The organism is Streptomyces kryoterrae (assembly GCF_054072135.1).
In genome coordinates this window covers 1,430,144-1,446,951 of record NZ_CM133358.1, presented here as the reverse complement: position 1 = coordinate 1,446,951, position 16,808 = coordinate 1,430,144, and the positions used below count along the sequence as shown (strand labels likewise).

16 protein-coding genes are annotated in these 16,808 nt (G+C 69.7%); 15 read left to right on the top strand and 1 reads right to left on the bottom strand.

The window, feature by feature from the left end:
* The first annotated feature begins 67 nt into the window (after positions 1 to 67).
* The 15 genes from ACW4TU_RS05925 to ACW4TU_RS05855 all read left to right on the top strand — a co-directional run bounded on the left by ACW4TU_RS05925 (position 68) and on the right by ACW4TU_RS05855 (position 15,914).
* Positions 68 to 997: an ABC transporter permease gene (locus ACW4TU_RS05925; protein ID WP_457425315.1), complete on the top strand. Its 930-nt coding sequence runs from the start codon at positions 68 to 70 to the stop codon at positions 995 to 997.
* Positions 990 to 1,769 (top strand): ABC transporter ATP-binding protein, encoded by a 780-nt coding sequence (locus tag ACW4TU_RS05920; RefSeq protein ID WP_457425313.1) that lies wholly within the window; start codon positions 990 to 992, stop codon positions 1,767 to 1,769. Before ACW4TU_RS05925 ends, ACW4TU_RS05920 begins: the two co-directional genes overlap by 8 nt.
* A gap of 381 nt (positions 1,770 to 2,150) precedes the next feature.
* On the top strand, positions 2,151 to 3,053 hold the full coding sequence (gene hpnC / locus ACW4TU_RS05915) for a squalene synthase HpnC (RefSeq protein ID WP_457425311.1): 903 nt from the start codon (positions 2,151 to 2,153) through the stop codon (positions 3,051 to 3,053).
* Complete coding sequence (hpnD, locus tag ACW4TU_RS05910) at positions 3,050 to 4,000, top strand: presqualene diphosphate synthase HpnD (protein WP_457425309.1); 951 nt, start codon at positions 3,050 to 3,052, stop codon at positions 3,998 to 4,000. The genes hpnC and hpnD overlap by 4 nt, the downstream gene beginning before the upstream one ends.
* Positions 4,000 to 4,140 (top strand): DUF6380 family protein, encoded by a 141-nt coding sequence (locus tag ACW4TU_RS05905; RefSeq protein ID WP_457425307.1) that lies wholly within the window; start codon positions 4,000 to 4,002, stop codon positions 4,138 to 4,140. The genes hpnD and ACW4TU_RS05905 overlap by 1 nt, the downstream gene beginning before the upstream one ends.
* A complete protein-coding gene (gene hpnE, locus ACW4TU_RS05900; RefSeq protein WP_457425305.1) occupies positions 4,137 to 5,564 on the top strand; it encodes a hydroxysqualene dehydroxylase HpnE in 1,428 nt (475 codons plus the stop codon). The genes ACW4TU_RS05905 and hpnE overlap by 4 nt, the downstream gene beginning before the upstream one ends.
* Positions 5,565 to 5,626: 62 nt before the next feature.
* On the top strand, positions 5,627 to 6,694 hold the full coding sequence (locus ACW4TU_RS05895; RefSeq protein ID WP_457425303.1) for a polyprenyl synthetase family protein: 1,068 nt from the start codon (positions 5,627 to 5,629) through the stop codon (positions 6,692 to 6,694).
* Between the two features lie 206 nt (positions 6,695 to 6,900).
* A complete protein-coding gene (shc, locus tag ACW4TU_RS05890; protein WP_457425301.1) occupies positions 6,901 to 8,898 on the top strand; it encodes a squalene--hopene cyclase in 1,998 nt (665 codons plus the stop codon).
* The gene (locus ACW4TU_RS05885; RefSeq protein WP_457425299.1) at positions 8,898 to 9,533 is read left to right on the top strand and encodes a phosphorylase family protein; all 636 of its coding nucleotides are present in this window, start codon (positions 8,898 to 8,900) and stop codon (positions 9,531 to 9,533) included. Before shc ends, ACW4TU_RS05885 begins: the two co-directional genes overlap by 1 nt.
* 5 nt (positions 9,534 to 9,538) lie before the next feature.
* Positions 9,539 to 10,561, top strand: a complete 1,023-nt coding sequence (gene hpnH / locus ACW4TU_RS05880) for an adenosyl-hopene transferase HpnH (RefSeq protein WP_457425298.1) — start codon at positions 9,539 to 9,541, stop codon at positions 10,559 to 10,561.
* Positions 10,562 to 10,565: 4 nt separating this feature from the next.
* The gene (gene ispG, locus ACW4TU_RS05875) at positions 10,566 to 11,723 is read left to right on the top strand and encodes a flavodoxin-dependent (E)-4-hydroxy-3-methylbut-2-enyl-diphosphate synthase (protein WP_457425296.1); all 1,158 of its coding nucleotides are present in this window, start codon (positions 10,566 to 10,568) and stop codon (positions 11,721 to 11,723) included.
* 42 nt (positions 11,724 to 11,765) lie between these two features.
* Positions 11,766 to 13,688 carry a 1-deoxy-D-xylulose-5-phosphate synthase gene (gene dxs, locus ACW4TU_RS05870; protein ID WP_457425294.1) on the top strand — a complete coding sequence of 641 codons (1,923 nt, stop codon included), beginning with the start codon at positions 11,766 to 11,768 and terminating at the stop codon, positions 13,686 to 13,688.
* Positions 13,685 to 15,094: an aspartate aminotransferase family protein gene (locus ACW4TU_RS05865; protein WP_457425292.1), complete on the top strand. Its 1,410-nt coding sequence runs from the start codon at positions 13,685 to 13,687 to the stop codon at positions 15,092 to 15,094. The genes dxs and ACW4TU_RS05865 overlap by 4 nt, the downstream gene beginning before the upstream one ends.
* Positions 15,095 to 15,180: 86 nt before the next feature.
* Complete coding sequence (locus tag ACW4TU_RS05860) at positions 15,181 to 15,795, top strand: helix-turn-helix domain-containing protein (protein ID WP_457425290.1); 615 nt, start codon at positions 15,181 to 15,183, stop codon at positions 15,793 to 15,795.
* The gene (locus ACW4TU_RS05855; RefSeq protein WP_457425288.1) at positions 15,792 to 15,914 is read left to right on the top strand and encodes a DUF6126 family protein; all 123 of its coding nucleotides are present in this window, start codon (positions 15,792 to 15,794) and stop codon (positions 15,912 to 15,914) included. Before ACW4TU_RS05860 ends, ACW4TU_RS05855 begins: the two co-directional genes overlap by 4 nt.
* 24 nt (positions 15,915 to 15,938) lie before the next feature.
* On the opposite strand, the gene ACW4TU_RS05850 is transcribed toward ACW4TU_RS05855, so the two are convergent.
* Entirely contained in the window at positions 15,939 to 16,736 is a 798-nt protein-coding gene (locus tag ACW4TU_RS05850) for a tyrosine-protein phosphatase (RefSeq protein WP_457425286.1), read from the bottom strand.
* Positions 16,737 to 16,808 lie beyond the last annotated feature (72 nt).

The following is a 16,808-nucleotide window of genomic DNA, read 5'->3' as shown; positions in this document are numbered from 1 at the left end:
CGCATCCCGGCCCGGCCCGCCCTCTGCCCCGTTCGGCTGCGCATATTGAAGACGAAAGTTTCCATTTGTGAGTGAGACAACGCATGACGGCGGTGTCGCGGTGAGCGACCGCCCGTCACCCGACGACGGCCTCTCCGCGGCCGAACTCGCCGCGAAGTACGGACTCGCCGTCAGCGGCGCCCGTCCCCGACTCGTCGAGTACGTCCGCCAGCTCTGGGGACGGCGTCACTTCATCCTCGCCTTCTCGCAGGCGAGGCTGACCGCCCAGTACAGCCAGGCCAAACTCGGCCAGTTGTGGCAGGTGGCCACACCGCTGCTGAACGCGGCCGTGTACTTCTTCATCTTCGGCGTGATTCTCAAGGCCGACCGCGGCATGCCCCGCGAGGTGTACATCCCGTTCCTCGTCACGGGCGTCTTCGTGTTCACCTTCACGCAGAGCTCGGTGATGGCGGGCGTACGCGCGATCTCCGGCAACCTGGGCCTGGTGCGCGCCCTGCACTTCCCGCGCGCCGCCCTGCCGGTCTCCTTCGCGCTCCAGCAACTCCAGCAGCTGCTCTTCTCGATGCTGGTGCTGTTCGTGGTGTCGATCGGCTTCGGCAGCTACCCGAAGGCGTCCTGGCTGCTGATCGTCCCGGCGCTGGCACTCCAGTTCCTCTTCAACACCGGGCTCGCGCTGATCATGGCCCGGTGGGGCGCGGCGACCCCGGACCTCGCCCAGCTGATGCCGTTCGTGATGCGTACGTGGATGTACGCGTCCGGCGTGATGTTCTCCATCCCGGTCATGCTCTCCGACAAGCCCCAGTGGGTCGCCGACGTCCTCCAGTGGAACCCGGCCGCCATCTACATGGACCTGATGCGCTTCGCGCTCATCGACGGCTACGGCTCGGAGAACCTGCCGCCGCACGTCTGGGCGGTCGCGGGCGGCTGGGCCGCGCTCTTCGCCGTCGGCGGTTTCGTGCACTTCTGGAAGGCGGAGGAGAGGTACGGCCGTGGCTGACCCGATTCCCGGGGACAAGATCCCCACTGTCATCGCGGACGAGCTCCACATCGTCTACCGCGTCAACGGCGCCAAGACCGGCAAGGGCAGCGCCACCTCCGCACTCAGCCGCATCATCAGGCGCGGCGAGTCACCCGGTGTGCGCAAGGTGCACGCCGTACGGGGCGTCTCCTTCGTCTCCTACCGCGGTGAGGCCGTCGGCCTGATCGGCTCCAACGGCTCCGGCAAGTCGACCCTGCTGCGCGCCATCGCCGGCCTGCTGCCCGCCGAGAGCGGTCATGTGTACACCGACGGGCAGCCCTCGCTCCTCGGCGTCAACGCCGCCCTGATGAACGACCTCACGGGCGAACGGAACGTCATATTGGGCGGTCTCGCGATGGGTATGACCCGTGAGGAGATCAAGGAGCGCTACCAGCAGATCGTCGACTTCTCCGGCATCAACGAGAAGGGCGACTTCATCACCCTGCCGATGCGCACCTACTCCTCCGGCATGGCGGCGCGGCTGCGGTTCTCCATCGCCGCCGCCAAGGACCATGACGTCCTGATGATCGACGAGGCCCTGGCGACCGGCGACCGGTCCTTCCAGAAGCGTTCCGAGGACCGCATCCGCGAACTGCGCAAGCACGCGGGCACGGTGTTCCTCGTCAGTCACAACAACAAGTCCATCCGCGACACCTGCGACCGCGTCCTGTGGCTGGAACGCGGCGAACTGCGCATGGACGGGCCGACGGACGAGGTCCTGAAGGAGTACGAGAAGTTCACCGGCAAGTAGCCGGGCGGTGAACCGGTGATCAACCGGGCGAATCGGGGCCCCGCCGGAACTGTTCCGGCGGGGCCCCGCGTCTGCAAAGGAAACGTCAACTCCGTGGCGTCCTAGGAATCTTGACGCCAATCGGTGCGTTCTTGTGATGCGCAGGACACCCCGACGGACCATGGCGCGTTGTACAACGTAAGCTGTACCAGTGCTGAATCGCGGCAAGTGGGGCGATAACACGCGACACCCGGCATCGAACCGCCGCGTGGGCGGCTGGGCGGCGTGTCCGAAATAGTGCCCATTGGGTCCGCAGTGTAGAACGGGAGATGTGACGGCGATGGCTACGGAAACTCCCCAGCTCCCCACAGCGTGTGCCGTCCCCGCCCCGGGTAGTGACCGGTGACGGCAACCGGCCCCGCGCGCACCGACGACCCGGTGCGCGGCACGCTCGACAAGGCCGCGGCCGAGAACTTCCCCGTGGCACCGTTCTTCCTCCCCAGGGCCTGGCGCACCGACCTCATGGCCGTCTACGGCTTCGCGCGCCTCGTCGACGACATCGGTGACGGCGACCTGGCCCCCGGCGGCGCCGACGCCCGGCTGCTCGGCGTCACCCCCGAGGAGGCCGACGACCGGCTCGTCCTCCTCGACGCCTTCGAGGCCGACCTGCGCAGGGTCTTCGACGGTACCCCGCACCACCCCCTGCTGCGCCGGCTCCAGCCGACCGTCCGCCGCCGCTCGCTCGCCCCCGAGCCGTTCCTCGGCCTGATCGCCGCCAACCGCCAGGACCAGCTGGTCAAGCGGTACGAGACGTACGACGACCTCCTCGCCTACTGCGAGCTGTCCGCCAACCCCGTAGGCCGCCTCGTTCTCGCCGTCACCGGCACCGCGACGCCCGAACGGATCCGCCTCTCCGACGCCGTCTGCACGGCCCTCCAGATCGTCGAGCACCTCCAGGACGTCGCCGAGGACCTCGGCCGCGACCGGATCTACCTGCCCGCCCAGGACATGAAGCGCTTTCATGTCCAGGAGGCGGATCTCGCCGCCCCCACCGCAGGCGCCTCGGTGCGCGCCCTGATCGCGTACGAGGCGGAACGCGCCAGTGGCCTGCTGAATGAAGGCACCCCTCTTGTGGGTAGCGTCCACGGCAGGCTGAAGCTGCTGCTCGCGGGTTTCGTGGCGGGGGGAAAGGCGGCGGTCCGAGCGATCGTCGCCGCCGAATACGACGTACTTCCCGGCCCGCCCGAGCCCGGCAGGATCCAGTTGCTGCGCGAGGTGGGCACAACCCTGCGAGGAAAGGGGTGATCCGGAGCGTGGAGTCGGAACCACACGTGTCCGCACCGGTACTCGCCGCCTACAGCTACTGCGAGTCCGTCACCGGGCAGCAGGCCCGCAACTTCGCGTACGGCATCAGACTGCTGCCGACGCCGAAGCGGCGCGCGATGTCCGCCCTGTACGCGTTCTCGCGCCGCGTCGACGACATCGGTGACGGCACGCTGGCCCCCGAGGTCAAGGCGGCGCGGCTGGAGGACACCAGAGCGCTGCTCACCCGGGTGCGCGAGGGCGCGATCGACGAGGACGACACCGACCCGGTCGCGGTCGCCCTCAGCCACGCGGGGACCCACTTCCCGATCCCGCTCGGCGGTCTCGACGAACTCATCGACGGCGTCGTGATGGACGTACGCGGTGAGACGTACGAGACCTGGGACGACCTCAAGGTCTACTGCCGCTGTGTGGCCGGGGCCATCGGGCGGCTGTCACTGGGCGTGTTCGGTACGGAGCGGGGCGCGCGCGGATCGGAACGCGCCTCCGAGTACGCCGACACGCTGGGGCTCGCACTCCAGCTCACCAACATCCTGCGGGACGTCCGTGAGGACGCCGAGGACGGGCGGACCTATCTGCCCGCCGACGACCTCGCCAAGTTCGGCTGCTCGGCCGGATTCAGCGGGCCGAACCCGCCGGAGGGCTCCGACTTCGCGGGCCTCGTCCACTTCGAAGTGCGGCGCGCCCGCGCCCTGTTCGCCGAGGGCTACCGGCTGTTGCCCATGCTCGACCGGCGCAGCGGCGCCTGTGTCGCCGCCATGGCCGGCATCTACCGACGGCTCCTGGACCGTATCGAGCGCGAGCCGGAGGCCGTGCTGCGCGGCCGGGTCTCGCTGCCCGGACGCGAGAAGGCGTATGTCGCGGTGCGCGGCCTGTCGGGTCTGGACGCCCGGCATGTCTCCCGGCGGGCCGTCAGGAGGCGCGTCTGATGGACAATTCGGTGCAAGCTGATGTGCCCGCGGCGAAACGGCGCGCAACCCTCCGGTCACGGACGGCGTCCCTGACTTCAACGGCCTGCCGTGCGGCGTTCATCCGGCGCGGCGGGCGCACAGGGGGGAGTGCGCGATGAGCGAGGGTACGCAGCCCGGGGAACGTCCGGGTCACCACGGTGAGAAGACCGCCGTGGTGGTCGGCGGCGGCCTGGCCGGCATCACCGCGGCGCTCTCGCTCGCCGACGCCGGTGTCCGCGTCACGCTGCTCGAAGGCCGGCCACGGCTGGGCGGGCTCGCCTTCTCCTTCCAGCGCGACGGACTCACCGTGGACAACGGCCAGCACGTGTACCTGCGTTGCTGCACCGCCTACCGCTGGTTCCTCGACCGCATCGACGGCGCCGCGCTCGCTCCGGTGCAGCCCCGTCTCGACGTACCCGTCGTCGACGTGGCGAAGCCGGCCGGGCGGCGTCTGGGCAGACTCCGGCGCGACGCGCTGCCTGTTCCTCTGCATCTCGGGCGCAGCCTGGCCACGTATCCGCACCTCTCGCTCGCGGAGCGCGCCAGAGTAGGGCGTGCCGCGCTCGCGCTCAAGGCGCTGGACCTCGCCGACCCGGCGCTGGACGCGCAGGACTTCGGCAGCTGGCTGGCCGCGCACGGTCAGTCCGAGCGTGCCGTCGAGGCACTGTGGGACCTGGTGGGGGTCGCCACCCTCAACGCGGTGGCCGGGGACTCATCCCTGGGGCTCGCCGCGATGGTGTTCAAGACCGGTCTGCTGTCCGACCCGGGCGCGGCCGACATCGGCTGGGCGCGCGTCCCACTGGGCGAACTGCACGACACTCTGGCCCGCAAGGCGCTCGACTCCGCGGGCGTGCGTACCGAAGTCCGTACACGCGTCACCTCCATCCAGACCATCCAACACAGCGAGAACGGCCGCTGGACCGTTCAGGTTCCCGGCGAGACGTTCGAGGTGGACACCGTCGTGCTCGCCGTGGCCCAGCGGGAGGCGCACGACCTGCTGCCGGCGGGCGCGCTCGACGCCCCCGAACGGCTGTTGGAGATCGGCACCGCACCCATCCTCAACGTGCATGTGGTGTACGACCGGAAGGTGCTGAGCACGCCGTTCCTGGCGGCGCTCGGCAGCCCGGTGCAGTGGGTCTTCGACCGGACCGACGCGTCCGGGCTCGGCGGCGACGGCCAGTATCTGGCGCTGTCACAGTCTGCCGCGCACGACGAGATCGACGAACCCGTGGCGGCGCTGCGCGAACGGTATCTGCCGGAGCTGGAGCGGCTGTTGCCCCGCACGCGGGGCGCCGGAGTACGGGACTTCTTCGTCACCCGGGAGCGGACAGCGACGTTCGCCCCCACTCCCGGCGTCGGACGGCTGCGGCCCGGCGCCCGTACCAATGCCCCCGGCCTGTACCTGGCCGGCTCGTGGACCGCCACCGGGTGGCCCGCGACCATGGAGAGTGCGGTCCGCAGCGGAGTCAGCGCGGCCGGTGCCGCGCTGGGCGCCCTGGGCCGGCCCCGCCACCACCTCTTCGACGTGGAGGAGGCGGCCTGATGCTCGACCATCAGCACACGGCAGGTCCTCGCACCCCCAGCACCGCAACAAGAGGAGAGACTGTGCCCACTGTGCCCCCGGCTCCGAAAGCCGCCGACGCGGTGGACGTGACCGCGCTCCTGGAGCGCGGCCGGACCCTGGCCACCCCGGTACTGCGGGCGGCGATCAACCGTCTCGCGGCGCCCATGGACACCGTCTCCGCCTATCACTTCGGCTGGATCGACGCCCAGGGCAGGCCCGCCGCCGGCGACGGCGGCAAGGCCGTACGTCCCGCGCTCGCCGTGTTGTCCGCCGAGGTCACCGGCGCCGACCCCGAGGTCGGCATCCCCGGCGCGGTCGCCGTCGAACTGGTGCACAACTTCTCGCTGCTGCACGACGACCTGATGGACGGCGACGAACAGCGCCGCCACCGCGACACCGTCTGGAAGGTGCACGGTCCCGCCCAGGCCATCCTGGTCGGCGACGCCCTGTTCGCGCTGGCCAACGAGATCCTCCTGGAACTCGGCACCGTCGAGGCCGGCCGCGCCACCCGCCGCCTCACCACCGCGACCCGCGCCCTCATCGACGGCCAGGCCCAGGACATCTCCTACGAGCACCGCGACCGCGTCAGCGTCGAGGAGTGCCTGGAGATGGAGGGCAACAAGACCGGCGCCCTGCTCGCCTGCGCCAGCTCCATCGGCGCGGTCCTCGGCGGCGCGGACGCCCGCACTGCCGACACCCTGGAGAAGTACGGCTACCACCTCGGCCTGGCCTTCCAGGCCGTCGACGACCTCCTCGGCATCTGGGGCGACCCGGAGGCCACCGGCAAGCAGACCTGGAGCGATCTGCGTCAGCGCAAGAAGTCCCTGCCCGTCGTCGCCGCCCTCGCGGCGAGCGGCCCGGCCGCCGAACGGCTCGGTGAACTCCTCGCCGCCGACGCGAAGAGCAGCGACTTCGAGAACTTCTCCGAGGAGGAGTTCGCCGCCCGCGCCGCCCTGATCGAACAGGCGGGCGGCCGGGAATGGACCGCCGAGGAGGCGCGCCGGCAGCACACCATCGCCGTCGACGCACTGAGCGCCATCGACATGCCCGACCGGGTGCGCGCGCAGTTCACCGCGCTCGCCGACTTCGTCGTCGTACGAAAGAGATGATCACTATCGGTCGAATAAACCTCGCGTAGTCGCCGGCCGGCGCCGCGTTCACTCGGGTTCGCCCCGCAGTGTTCGCGCCGTTCACACCTGCTGAGCTGTCTGTCTGCTGGGGGTCCGGGGGTTATCCCCCGGATTGACGCAGCCAGTGGCGCACCGGCCGACGGCGGACCCACAGCAGAGACATTCCACTGCACGAAGGGGAAGCCATGACAGCGACGACCGACGGAAGCACCGGGGCACTGCCGCCTCGCGCTGCCTCGGCCAGCGAAACCGACACCGACACCAACACCCCAGTGGCGGCAGGGGTTCAGGATGCCGCCGAGCGTGCGATGAGGCGCGCCACGGATTCCCTGCTCGCGCGGCAGGACGCCCAGGGCTGGTGGAAGGGCGACCTCGAGACCAACGTCACGATGGACGCCGAGGACCTGCTGCTCCGTCAGTTCCTGGGCATCCGCGACGAACAGACCACCCAGGCGGCCGCGTTGTTCATCCGCGGCGAGCAGCGCGACGACGGCACCTGGGCCACCTTCTACGGCGGACCCGCGGACCTCTCCGCCACCGTCGAGGCGTACGTCGCCCTGCGGCTGGCCGGGGACACACCTGAAGCGCCGCACATGGCGAGGGCGTCCGCCTGGATCCGCGACCGGGGAGGCATCGCCGCCGCCCGGGTCTTCACCCGGATCTGGCTGGCCCTGTTCGGCTGGTGGAAGTGGGACGACCTCCCCGAACTCCCGCCGGAACTCATCTACTTCCCGAAGTGGATGCCGCTCAACATCTACGACTTCGGCTGCTGGGCCCGGCAGACCATCGTGCCGCTCACCATCGTCAGCGCGAAGCGCCCGGTCCGCCCGGCGCCCTTCCCGCTGGACGAGCTGCACATCGACCCCGACCTGCCGAACCCGGGCAAGTCCTTTGCCCCGCTGGCCAGTTGGGACGGTGCTTTCCAGCGTCTCGACCGGGTCCTGCACGGCTACCGCAAGGTGGCGGTGCGCCGGCTGCGGAAGGCGGCCATGAACGCCGCAGCCCGCTGGATCATCGAGCGCCAGGAGAACGACGGCTGCTGGGGAGGTATCCAGCCGCCCGCCGTCTACTCGGTGATCGCCCTGCACCTGCTCGGCTACGACCTCGAACACCCCGTCATGCGAGCCGGGCTGGCGTCCCTGGACCGCTTCACGGTGTGGCGCGAGGACGGCGCCCGGATGATCGAGGCCTGCCAGTCACCGGTGTGGGACACCTGCCTCGCCGTCATCGCCCTCGCCGACGCGGGGCTGCCCGCCGACCACCCCCAACTGGTCAAGGCCGCCGACTGGATGCTGGGCGAGCAGGTGGTCCGGCCCGGCGACTGGTCCGTACGCAGACCCGAACTGCCCCCGGGCGGCTGGGCGTTCGAGTTCCACAACGACAACTACCCCGACATGGACGACACCGCCGAGGTGGTCCTCGCGCTGCGCCGGGTCCGGCACCACGACCCGGAGCGGGTCGAGAAGGCCATCGGGCGCGGGGTGCGCTGGAACCTCGGAATGCAGTCGAAGAACGGTGCCTGGGGCGCTTTCGACGTCGACAACACCAGCACGCTCCCCAACAAGCTGCCGTTCTGCGACTTCGGTGAGGTCATCGACCCGCCGTCCGCCGACGTCACCGCGCATGTCGTGGAGATGCTCGCCGTCGAGGGCATGTCCCACGATCCGCGCACCCGCCGCGGCATCGAGTGGCTGCTCGCCGAACAGGAGCCCAGCGGTGCCTGGTTCGGCCGCTGGGGCGTCAACTACGTCTACGGCACCGGCTCGGTGGTGCCCGCGCTGACCGCCGCCGGCCTGACCGCGGCGCACCCGGCGATCCGGCGCGCGGTGGGCTGGCTGGAGAAGGTCCAGAACGACGACGGTGGCTGGGGCGAGGACCTGCGCTCCTACGACGACAGCGCGGGCTGGAGCGGGCGGGGTGCCTCGACCGCCTCCCAGACGGCCTGGGCGCTGCTCGCCCTGCTTTCCGCCGGGGAGCGCGACTCGAAGGCCGTCGAACGCGGGGTCGAGTGGCTCGCCGCGACCCAGTTGCCGGACGGCTCCTGGGACGAGCCGTACTTCACCGGCACCGGCTTCCCCTGGGACTTCTCGATCAACTACCACCTCTACCGCCAGGTCTTCCCACTCACCGCGCTCGGCCGGTACGTCAACGGCGAGCCCTTCGCCGAGGTCAAGGGGGGTTGATGGAGAAGCGGCCCGAGCCGGCCCCGCTGCTGATCGCCTGCGCGCTCGGCATCGAACGGCTCGCCCTGCGCCGGGGCGGACGCGGCGACGGAACCGTCACCGTGCTGCGTACGGGAATGGGTCCGGCGGCGGCCGAGGCGGCCGTCACCCGGGCCCTCGCCGACCCGGCACTGCGCGACGCCGCCGTGCTGGCCACCGGTTTCTGCGCCGGACTCGCACCCGGTATGCACCCCGGTGACCTGGTGGTCGCCGAGGAGACCCGGGACCCGCGCGGCACCACCCGCTGCGTCGGCACCGAACTGCTCGTCAAGGAACTGCTGCGTGCAGTGCCCGGGCGCACGGTCCACACCGGCCCTCTCACCGGCTCCGATCACGTCGTGCGCGGTCACGAACGGTCGGACCTGCTCGCGACCGGCGCAATCGCGGTCGACATGGAGTCGGCGGCCACGCTCCACAGCGCCGGGCGCACGGGCGTGCGCCCGCTTGCGGCCGTACGGGTGGTCGTGGACGCTCCAGAACATGAACTCGTCCGGATCGGCACACTTCGCGGTGGAATATCGGCCTTCCGCGTTCTTCGTTCGGTCCTTCCCGTTTTTGTCGAATGGCACCGTTCCTTGCTGCTCCCCCGGAGGTGAGCCAGATGGCCATGCCGCTCCGTCAGTCCATCAAAATCGCTACGTATTTGGCCGAACAGAAAATCCGCAAGCGGGACAAGTTCCCGCTGATCGTCGAACTCGAACCGCTCTACGCCTGCAACCTCAAGTGCGAGGGCTGCGGGAAGATCCAGCATCCGGCCGGTGTGCTCAAGCAGCGCATGCCGGTCGCGCAGGCCGTGGGAGCGGTGCTGGAATCCGGGGCCCCGATGGTGTCCATCGCGGGCGGTGAACCCCTGATGCACCCTCATATCGACGAGATCGTGCGGCAGTTGGTGGCGAGGAAGAAGTACGTCTTCCTCTGCACCAACGCCATGCTGCTGCGCAAGAAGATGGACAAGTTCACGCCCTCGCCGTACTTCGCGTTCGCCGTGCACATCGACGGCCTGCGTGAGCGGCACGACGAGTCCGTCGCGAAGGAGGGGGTGTTCGACGAGGCCGTGGCCGCCATCAAGGAGGCCAAGAAGCGCGGATTCCGGGTCACCACCAACTCGACCTTCTTCAACACCGACACCCCGCAGACCATCATCGAGGTGCTCAACTTCCTCAACGACGACCTCCAGGTCGACGAGATGATGATCTCGCCCGCCTACGCCTACGAGAAGGCCCCCGACCAGGAGCACTTCCTCGGCGTCGAGCAGACCCGCGAGCTGTTCAAGAAAGCTTTCGGCGGCGGCAACCGGCGACGCTGGCGGCTCAACCACTCCCCGCTCTTCCTGGACTTCCTGGAGGGCAAGGTCGACTTCCCGTGCACGGCGTGGGCGATCCCGAACTACTCGCTGTTCGGCTGGCAGAAGCCCTGCTACCTGATGAGCGACGGGTACGTGACGACGTACAAGGACCTCATCGAGAAGACCGACTGGGACTCCTACGGCCGCGGCAAGGACGACCGGTGTGCCAACTGCATGGCGCACTGCGGCTACGAACCGACGGCCGTCATGGCCACCATGGGGTCCCTCAAGGAGTCCCTGCGCGCCATGCGCGAGACCGTCGCCGGAAACAGGGAGTGACGTCGTGACCGCCGTCTCCTTGGGCGTTCCCGAGGTACCGGCCCGTCCGATCGCCGAGCGCCGGGTCTCCCGGCGTATCGAGGTCGGGCCGGTGGCGGTCGGGGGCGGGGCCCCGGTGTCGGTGCAGTCGATGACGACGACGCGTACGTCCGACATCGGCGCCACGCTCCAGCAGATCGCCGAACTCACCGCGTCCGGCTGCCAGATCGTCCGCGTCGCCTGCCCCACGCAGGACGACGCGGACGCGCTGGCGACGATCGCGCGCAAGTCGCAGATCCCGGTGATCGCCGACATTCACTTCCAGCCGAAGTACGTGTTCGCCGCGATCGAGGCCGGCTGCGCGGCCGTTCGGGTCAATCCCGGCAACATCAAGCAGTTCGACGACAAGGTGAAGGAGATCGCGCGGGCCGCCAAGGAGCACGGCACGCCGATCCGGATCGGGGTCAACGCCGGTTCGCTGGACCGGAGGCTGCTGCAGAAGTACGGGAAGGCGACGCCCGAGGCGCTCGTGGAGTCGGCGCTGTGGGAGGCGTCGCTCTTCGAGGAGCACGACTTCCGGGACATCAAGATCTCGGTCAAGCACAACGACCCCGTGATCATGGTCAACGCCTATCGGCTGCTCGCCGAACGGTGCGACTACCCGCTGCACCTGGGCGTCACCGAGGCCGGTCCCGCCTTCCAGGGGACCATCAAGTCCGCTGTCGCCTTCGGGGCGTTGCTCAGCGAGGGCATCGGGGACACCATCCGCGTCTCGCTGTCCGCGCCGCCCGCCGAGGAGGTCAAGGTCGGCATCCAGATCCTGGAATCGCTCAACCTGCGGCAACGGCGGCTGGAGATCGTGTCCTGCCCGTCCTGCGGACGCGCCCAGGTCGACGTCTACAAGCTCGCCGACCAGGTCACGGCCGGGCTGGAGGGCATGGAAGTGCCGTTGCGCGTCGCGGTCATGGGGTGTGTGGTCAACGGCCCCGGCGAGGCGCGGGAGGCGGACCTCGGGGTCGCCTCCGGCAACGGGAAGGGGCAGATCTTCGTGAAGGGCGAGGTCATCAAGACCGTGCCCGAGTCGAAGATCGTGGAGACCCTGATCGAGGAGGCGATGAAGATCGCCGAACGGATGGAGCAGGACGGCGTCGCGTCGGGGGAACCGGCGGTCACCGTGAGCTGAACAGCACGGGCTGGCGAGTACGGAAGAAAAGGGGGCCCGAGCGTGACGATTCTGGAGAACATCCGGGGACCACGCGACCTGAAGGCGCTGTCCGAGGCGCAACTCGGTGAACTGAGCCACGAGATACGGGAGTTCCTGGTGCACGCGGTCGCCAGGACCGGCGGGCATCTCGGACCCAATCTGGGGGTGGTGGAACTCACCGTCGCGCTCCACCGGGTCTTCGAGTCACCGGTCGACCGCATCCTGTGGGACACCGGCCATCAGAGCTACGTACACAAACTTCTGACAGGGCGTCAGGACTTCTCCAAGCTGCGCGGCAAGGGCGGCCTGTCCGGCTATCCCTCGCGCGAGGAGTCCGAGCACGACGTCATCGAGAACAGCCACGCGTCCACCGCGCTCGGCTGGGCCGACGGGCTCGCCAAGGCCCGCCAGGTGCTGGGCGAGAAGGGGCATGTCGTCGCGGTCATCGGCGACGGCGCGCTCACCGGCGGGATGGCCTGGGAGGCGCTCAACAACATCGCGGCGGCCAAGGACCGGCCTCTGATCATCGTCGTCAACGACAACGAACGCTCCTACTCGCCCACCATCGGCGGCCTCGCCAACCATCTCGCGACCCTGCGGACGACGGACAGCTACGAGCAGGTGCTGGCCTGGGGCAAGGACGTACTGCTGCGCACCCCTCTCATCGGCAACACCCTCTACGAGTCGCTGCACGGCGCGAAGAAGGGGTTCAAGGACGCGTTCAATCCGCAGGGCATGTTCGAGGACCTGGGGCTGAAGTACGTCGGCCCGATCGACGGGCACGACATCGGGGCGGTGGAGTCCGCGCTGCGGCGCGCGAAGCGCTTCCATGGACCCGTGCTCGTCCACTGTCTGACGGAGAAGGGGCGCGGCTACGAGCCGGCGCGCTCGCACGAGGAGGACCACTTCCACACCGTCGGGGTGATGGACCCGCTCACCTGCGAGCCGCTCGCGCCCTCCAACGGGCCTTCCTGGACCTCGGTGTTCGGCGACGAGATCGTCAGGATCGGGGAGGAGCGGGACGACGTCGTCGCGATCACCGCGGCCATGCTGCACCCCGTGGGCCTCGGCAGGTTCGCCGAGCGGTTCCCCGACCGGGTGTGGGACGTCGGGATCGCCGAGCAGCACGCGGCCGTGTCGGCGGCGGGACTGGCAACGGGCGGTCTGCATCCCGTCGTCGCCGTGTACGCCACCTTCCTCAACCGTGCCTTCGACCAGTTGCTGATGGACGTCGCGCTGCACCGGTGCGGGGTGACGTTCGTCCTGGACCGCGCCGGGGTCACCGGAGTCGACGGAGCGTCGCACAACGGGATGTGGGACCTGTCCATCCTCCAGGTCGTGCCCGGCCTTCGGATCGCCGCACCGCGCGACGCCGACCAACTCCGCGCCCAGCTGCGGGAGGCGGTGGCCGTCGACGACGCGCCCACGCTGATCCGGTTCCCCAAGGAGTCGGTGGGGCCGGCCATCGAGGCGATCGGCCACGTCGGCGGGATGCATGTGCTGCACCGGTCCGAGGAGCCCGCCGACGTACTGCTGGTGGCCGTCGGCGTGATGGCGCCGGTGTGCCTGCAGGCCGCCGATTTGCTAGAAGCACGCGGTATCAACTGCACGGTCGTGGACCCGCGTTGGGTCAAGCCTGTCGATCCCGCGCTGCCGGGACTGGCCGCCGGACACCGGATGGTGGCCGTCGTCGAGGACAACAGCCGCGCGTCCGGGGTCGGCGCCGCTGTGGCCCTGGCGCTCGGCGACGCCGAAGTCGACGTACCCGTGCGGCGGTTCGGGATCCCGGAGCAGTTCCTCGCGCACGCCAAGCGCGGTGAGCTGCTCGCCGACATCGGCCTCACACCCGTCGAGATCGCCGGACGGATCAGCGCCGGGCTGGCCGTCAAGGAAGAGCTGTCCCAGGGGAAGTCCAAGGGGAAGGCCAAGGAGAAACAGGAATGACAACCGCTGAACCCGGGTCCCCGTCGAGGGAGTTCGATCTCGGCGCGCTGCTGGCCGAGCGCGGGGCCGAACGCTACGAGCTGCACGGCAGGCATCTCAACCACCAGCTCCCGCGCATGCTGCACACCATCGGCTTCGACAAGGTCTACGAGCGGGCCGAGGGCGCGTACTTCTGGGACACCGACGGCGACGACTACCTCGACATGCTCGCCGGGTTCGGGGTGATGGGCCTCGGCCGCCATCACCCCGTGGTCCGCAAGGCGCTGCACGACGTCCTCGACGCCCAGCTCGCCGACCTCACCCGCTTCGACTGCCCGCCGCTGCCCGGGCTGCTCGCGGAGCGGCTCCTGGCCCACAGCCCGCACCTGGACCGGGTGTTCTTCGGCAACAGCGGCACAGAGGCGGTGGAGACCGCGCTCAAGTTCGCCCGGTACGCCACCGGGAATCCGCGCGTCCTGTACTGCGAGCACGCCTTCCACGGTCTGACCACCGGGTCCCTCTCCGTCAACGGCGAGGACGGCTTCCGGGACGGTTTCGCCCCGCTGCTGCCCGACACGGCGGTACCGCTCGGTGATCTCGACGCCCTGGCACGTGAGTTGAAGAAGGGGGATGTCGCCGCCCTGATCGTCGAGCCGATCCAGGGCAAAGGCGTGCACGAGGCGCCCCCCGGATATCTGCGCGCCGCCCAGGAGTTGCTGCACAGGCACAAGGCGCTGCTGATCGCGGACGAGGTGCAGACCGGTCTCGGGCGGACCGGCGACTTCTACGCCTACCAGCACGAGGACGGGGTCGAGCCCGACCTGGTGTGCGTGGCGAAGGCGCTGTCCGGCGGATACGTGCCCGTGGGTGCCACGATCGGCAAGGAGTGGATCTTCAAGAAGGTGTACTCGTCGATCGACCGCGTCCTCGTGCACTCGGCCAGCTTCGGGGGCAACGCCCAGGCCATGGCGGCGGGCCTCGCCGTGCTGTCGGTCATGGAGAACGAGCAGATCGTGGCCAACGCCCGGGCCACCGGAGACCGGTTGAGGACCCGGCTGGCGGCACTCGTCGACAAGTACGAGCTGCTGGCCGACGTACGCGGCCGGGGTCTGATGATCGGCATCGAGTTCGGGAAACCCAAGTCGCTGAAGCTGCGCGGCCGTTGGACGATGCTTCAGGCCGCCCGCAAGGGGCTGTTCGCCCAGATGGTCGTCGTGCCGCTGCTGCAGCGGCACCGGATCCTGACACAGGTTTCCGGCGATCACCTGGAGGTGATCAAGCTGATTCCGCCGTTGGTCATCGGCGAGCGGGAGGTGGACCGTTTCGTGGACGCCTTCACCGCCGTGATGGACGACGCGCACAGTGGGGGCGGACTGATGTGGGACTTCGGGAAGACGCTGGTCAAGCAGGCGGTGGCCAACAGGTAGGGGGAGTGGCGAGGGCGTGAGCCAGGCGTTTTTGCCTCTGAGGCAAGAGATTTGCCTCAGAGGCACTCCTGCGGCTGAATGGAGGCATGAGCCTTCCCGAAGAGTCCGGGCCGGTCGAGAACCTGCCCGACGTCGCACCGCAGCTGCGGGCGCTGCGCCGCCGGGCCTCCCTCACACTGGAGGCCGCGGCCCGGTCCGCCGGGTTGTCGCCCGCCCATCTCTCCCGCCTGGAGACCGGCCGACGTCAGCCTTCCCTGCCGATGCTGCTCGGGCTCGCCCGCATTTACGGTACGACGGTTTCCGAACTGCTCGGTGAGACGGTCGCCGACCGGGACGCGATCGTACGCGCCGCCGACATGGAACCGACGGCCGCGGGCGGCTGGTCCTACTGGCCGGCCGGCGCGTCCGGACGTGGAATGCAGGCTCTGCGCGTCCATGTGCCGGACGGGGCGCAGGGTGACATGGTGCGCGTCCACCCCGGCGAGGAGTGGCTGTACGTACTCAAGGGGCGGCTGCGGCTGCGCCTGGGTGACACCGCGCACGTCCTCGCACCCGGCGACAGCGCGCACTTCGACTCGCTGACCCCGCATCGCCTCGCCGCCGACGGCCGCGACGGCACCGACCTGCTCTTCGTCCACACCCTGCTGCAGAGCCCCACCGCCGGCCTCTGCATCGGCCCGACCACTGGAGTGACGCCATGACCGACATCGAGGACAAGTTCCCCCGGGCCCTGTGGGTCCGACTGATCATCTACATCGCGGTCGGACACCTCTTCGCCGGCTTCGTCTACCTGCTGTTCGAGGTGGGCGCTAAGCAGTAGCGGTCACGGACGGCGGGTTCGGCCTCAGTCGAGGAACCGCTCCCGCAGCCGCTCCCGCATCTCGGGGGTGACGCCCAGTCCCTGCTCCAGGTAGTTGTCGACGCCGCCCCAGATCTCCTCGACCGTCTCCATGGCCGCCGTCAGATACTCGGGGCGGGTCCCGAAGAGCGGGTTGAGCAGCTCCAGGACCTCGGGGCTGTAGACCTTGGCCGCGGTGCCGTTGCGACGCACCTGGTAGCGGCGGTGCTGCGCGTTCGACTCCATGTAGTCCGCCGCGATGGCGTCGCGCTCCACCCCGACGGCGAGCAGTGTCACCGCGATGGACAGGCCCGCGCGGTCCTTGCCGGCCGCGCAGTGCATCAGGGCCGGGACGCTGTCCTCAGCCAGCGCATGGAGCATCCGGGAGTGCTCGGCCGTGCGGTCCCGGACGATCTCCCGGTAGGAGTTGATCATCCGCTGCTCGCCCTTGCCGTCGCCCAGGAGGCTGCGCAGTTCGTCGAGATCGCCGTCCCGGACCATCTTCCAGAACTCCGCGCCGTGCGCCGGGTCGGACAGCGGGATGTTCACGTTGCGCACGCCAGGCAGCTCGACGTCCGGCCCCTCCAGCCCGATGTCCGCCGCGTTGCGGAAGTCGAAGATCGTGTGCAGCCCGAGAGAGCCGAGAAACGCCGCGTCCTCGTCGGTCGCGTGGGCGAGATGGCCACTGCGGAACAGCCGTCCGTGCGCCACGCGTCGGCCGTCCACCGTCGGCAGTCCGCCCACGTCACGAAAGTTTCGTACGCCGCCCAGCTCGGGCTCGGTCGACGGGACCTGCTGCGTCACGGGGGCTCCCCTCCCACACCGCCCCGTGGACGCTGCTCGTCGACGGGCGCGCTTCGACGATACGACATGAGT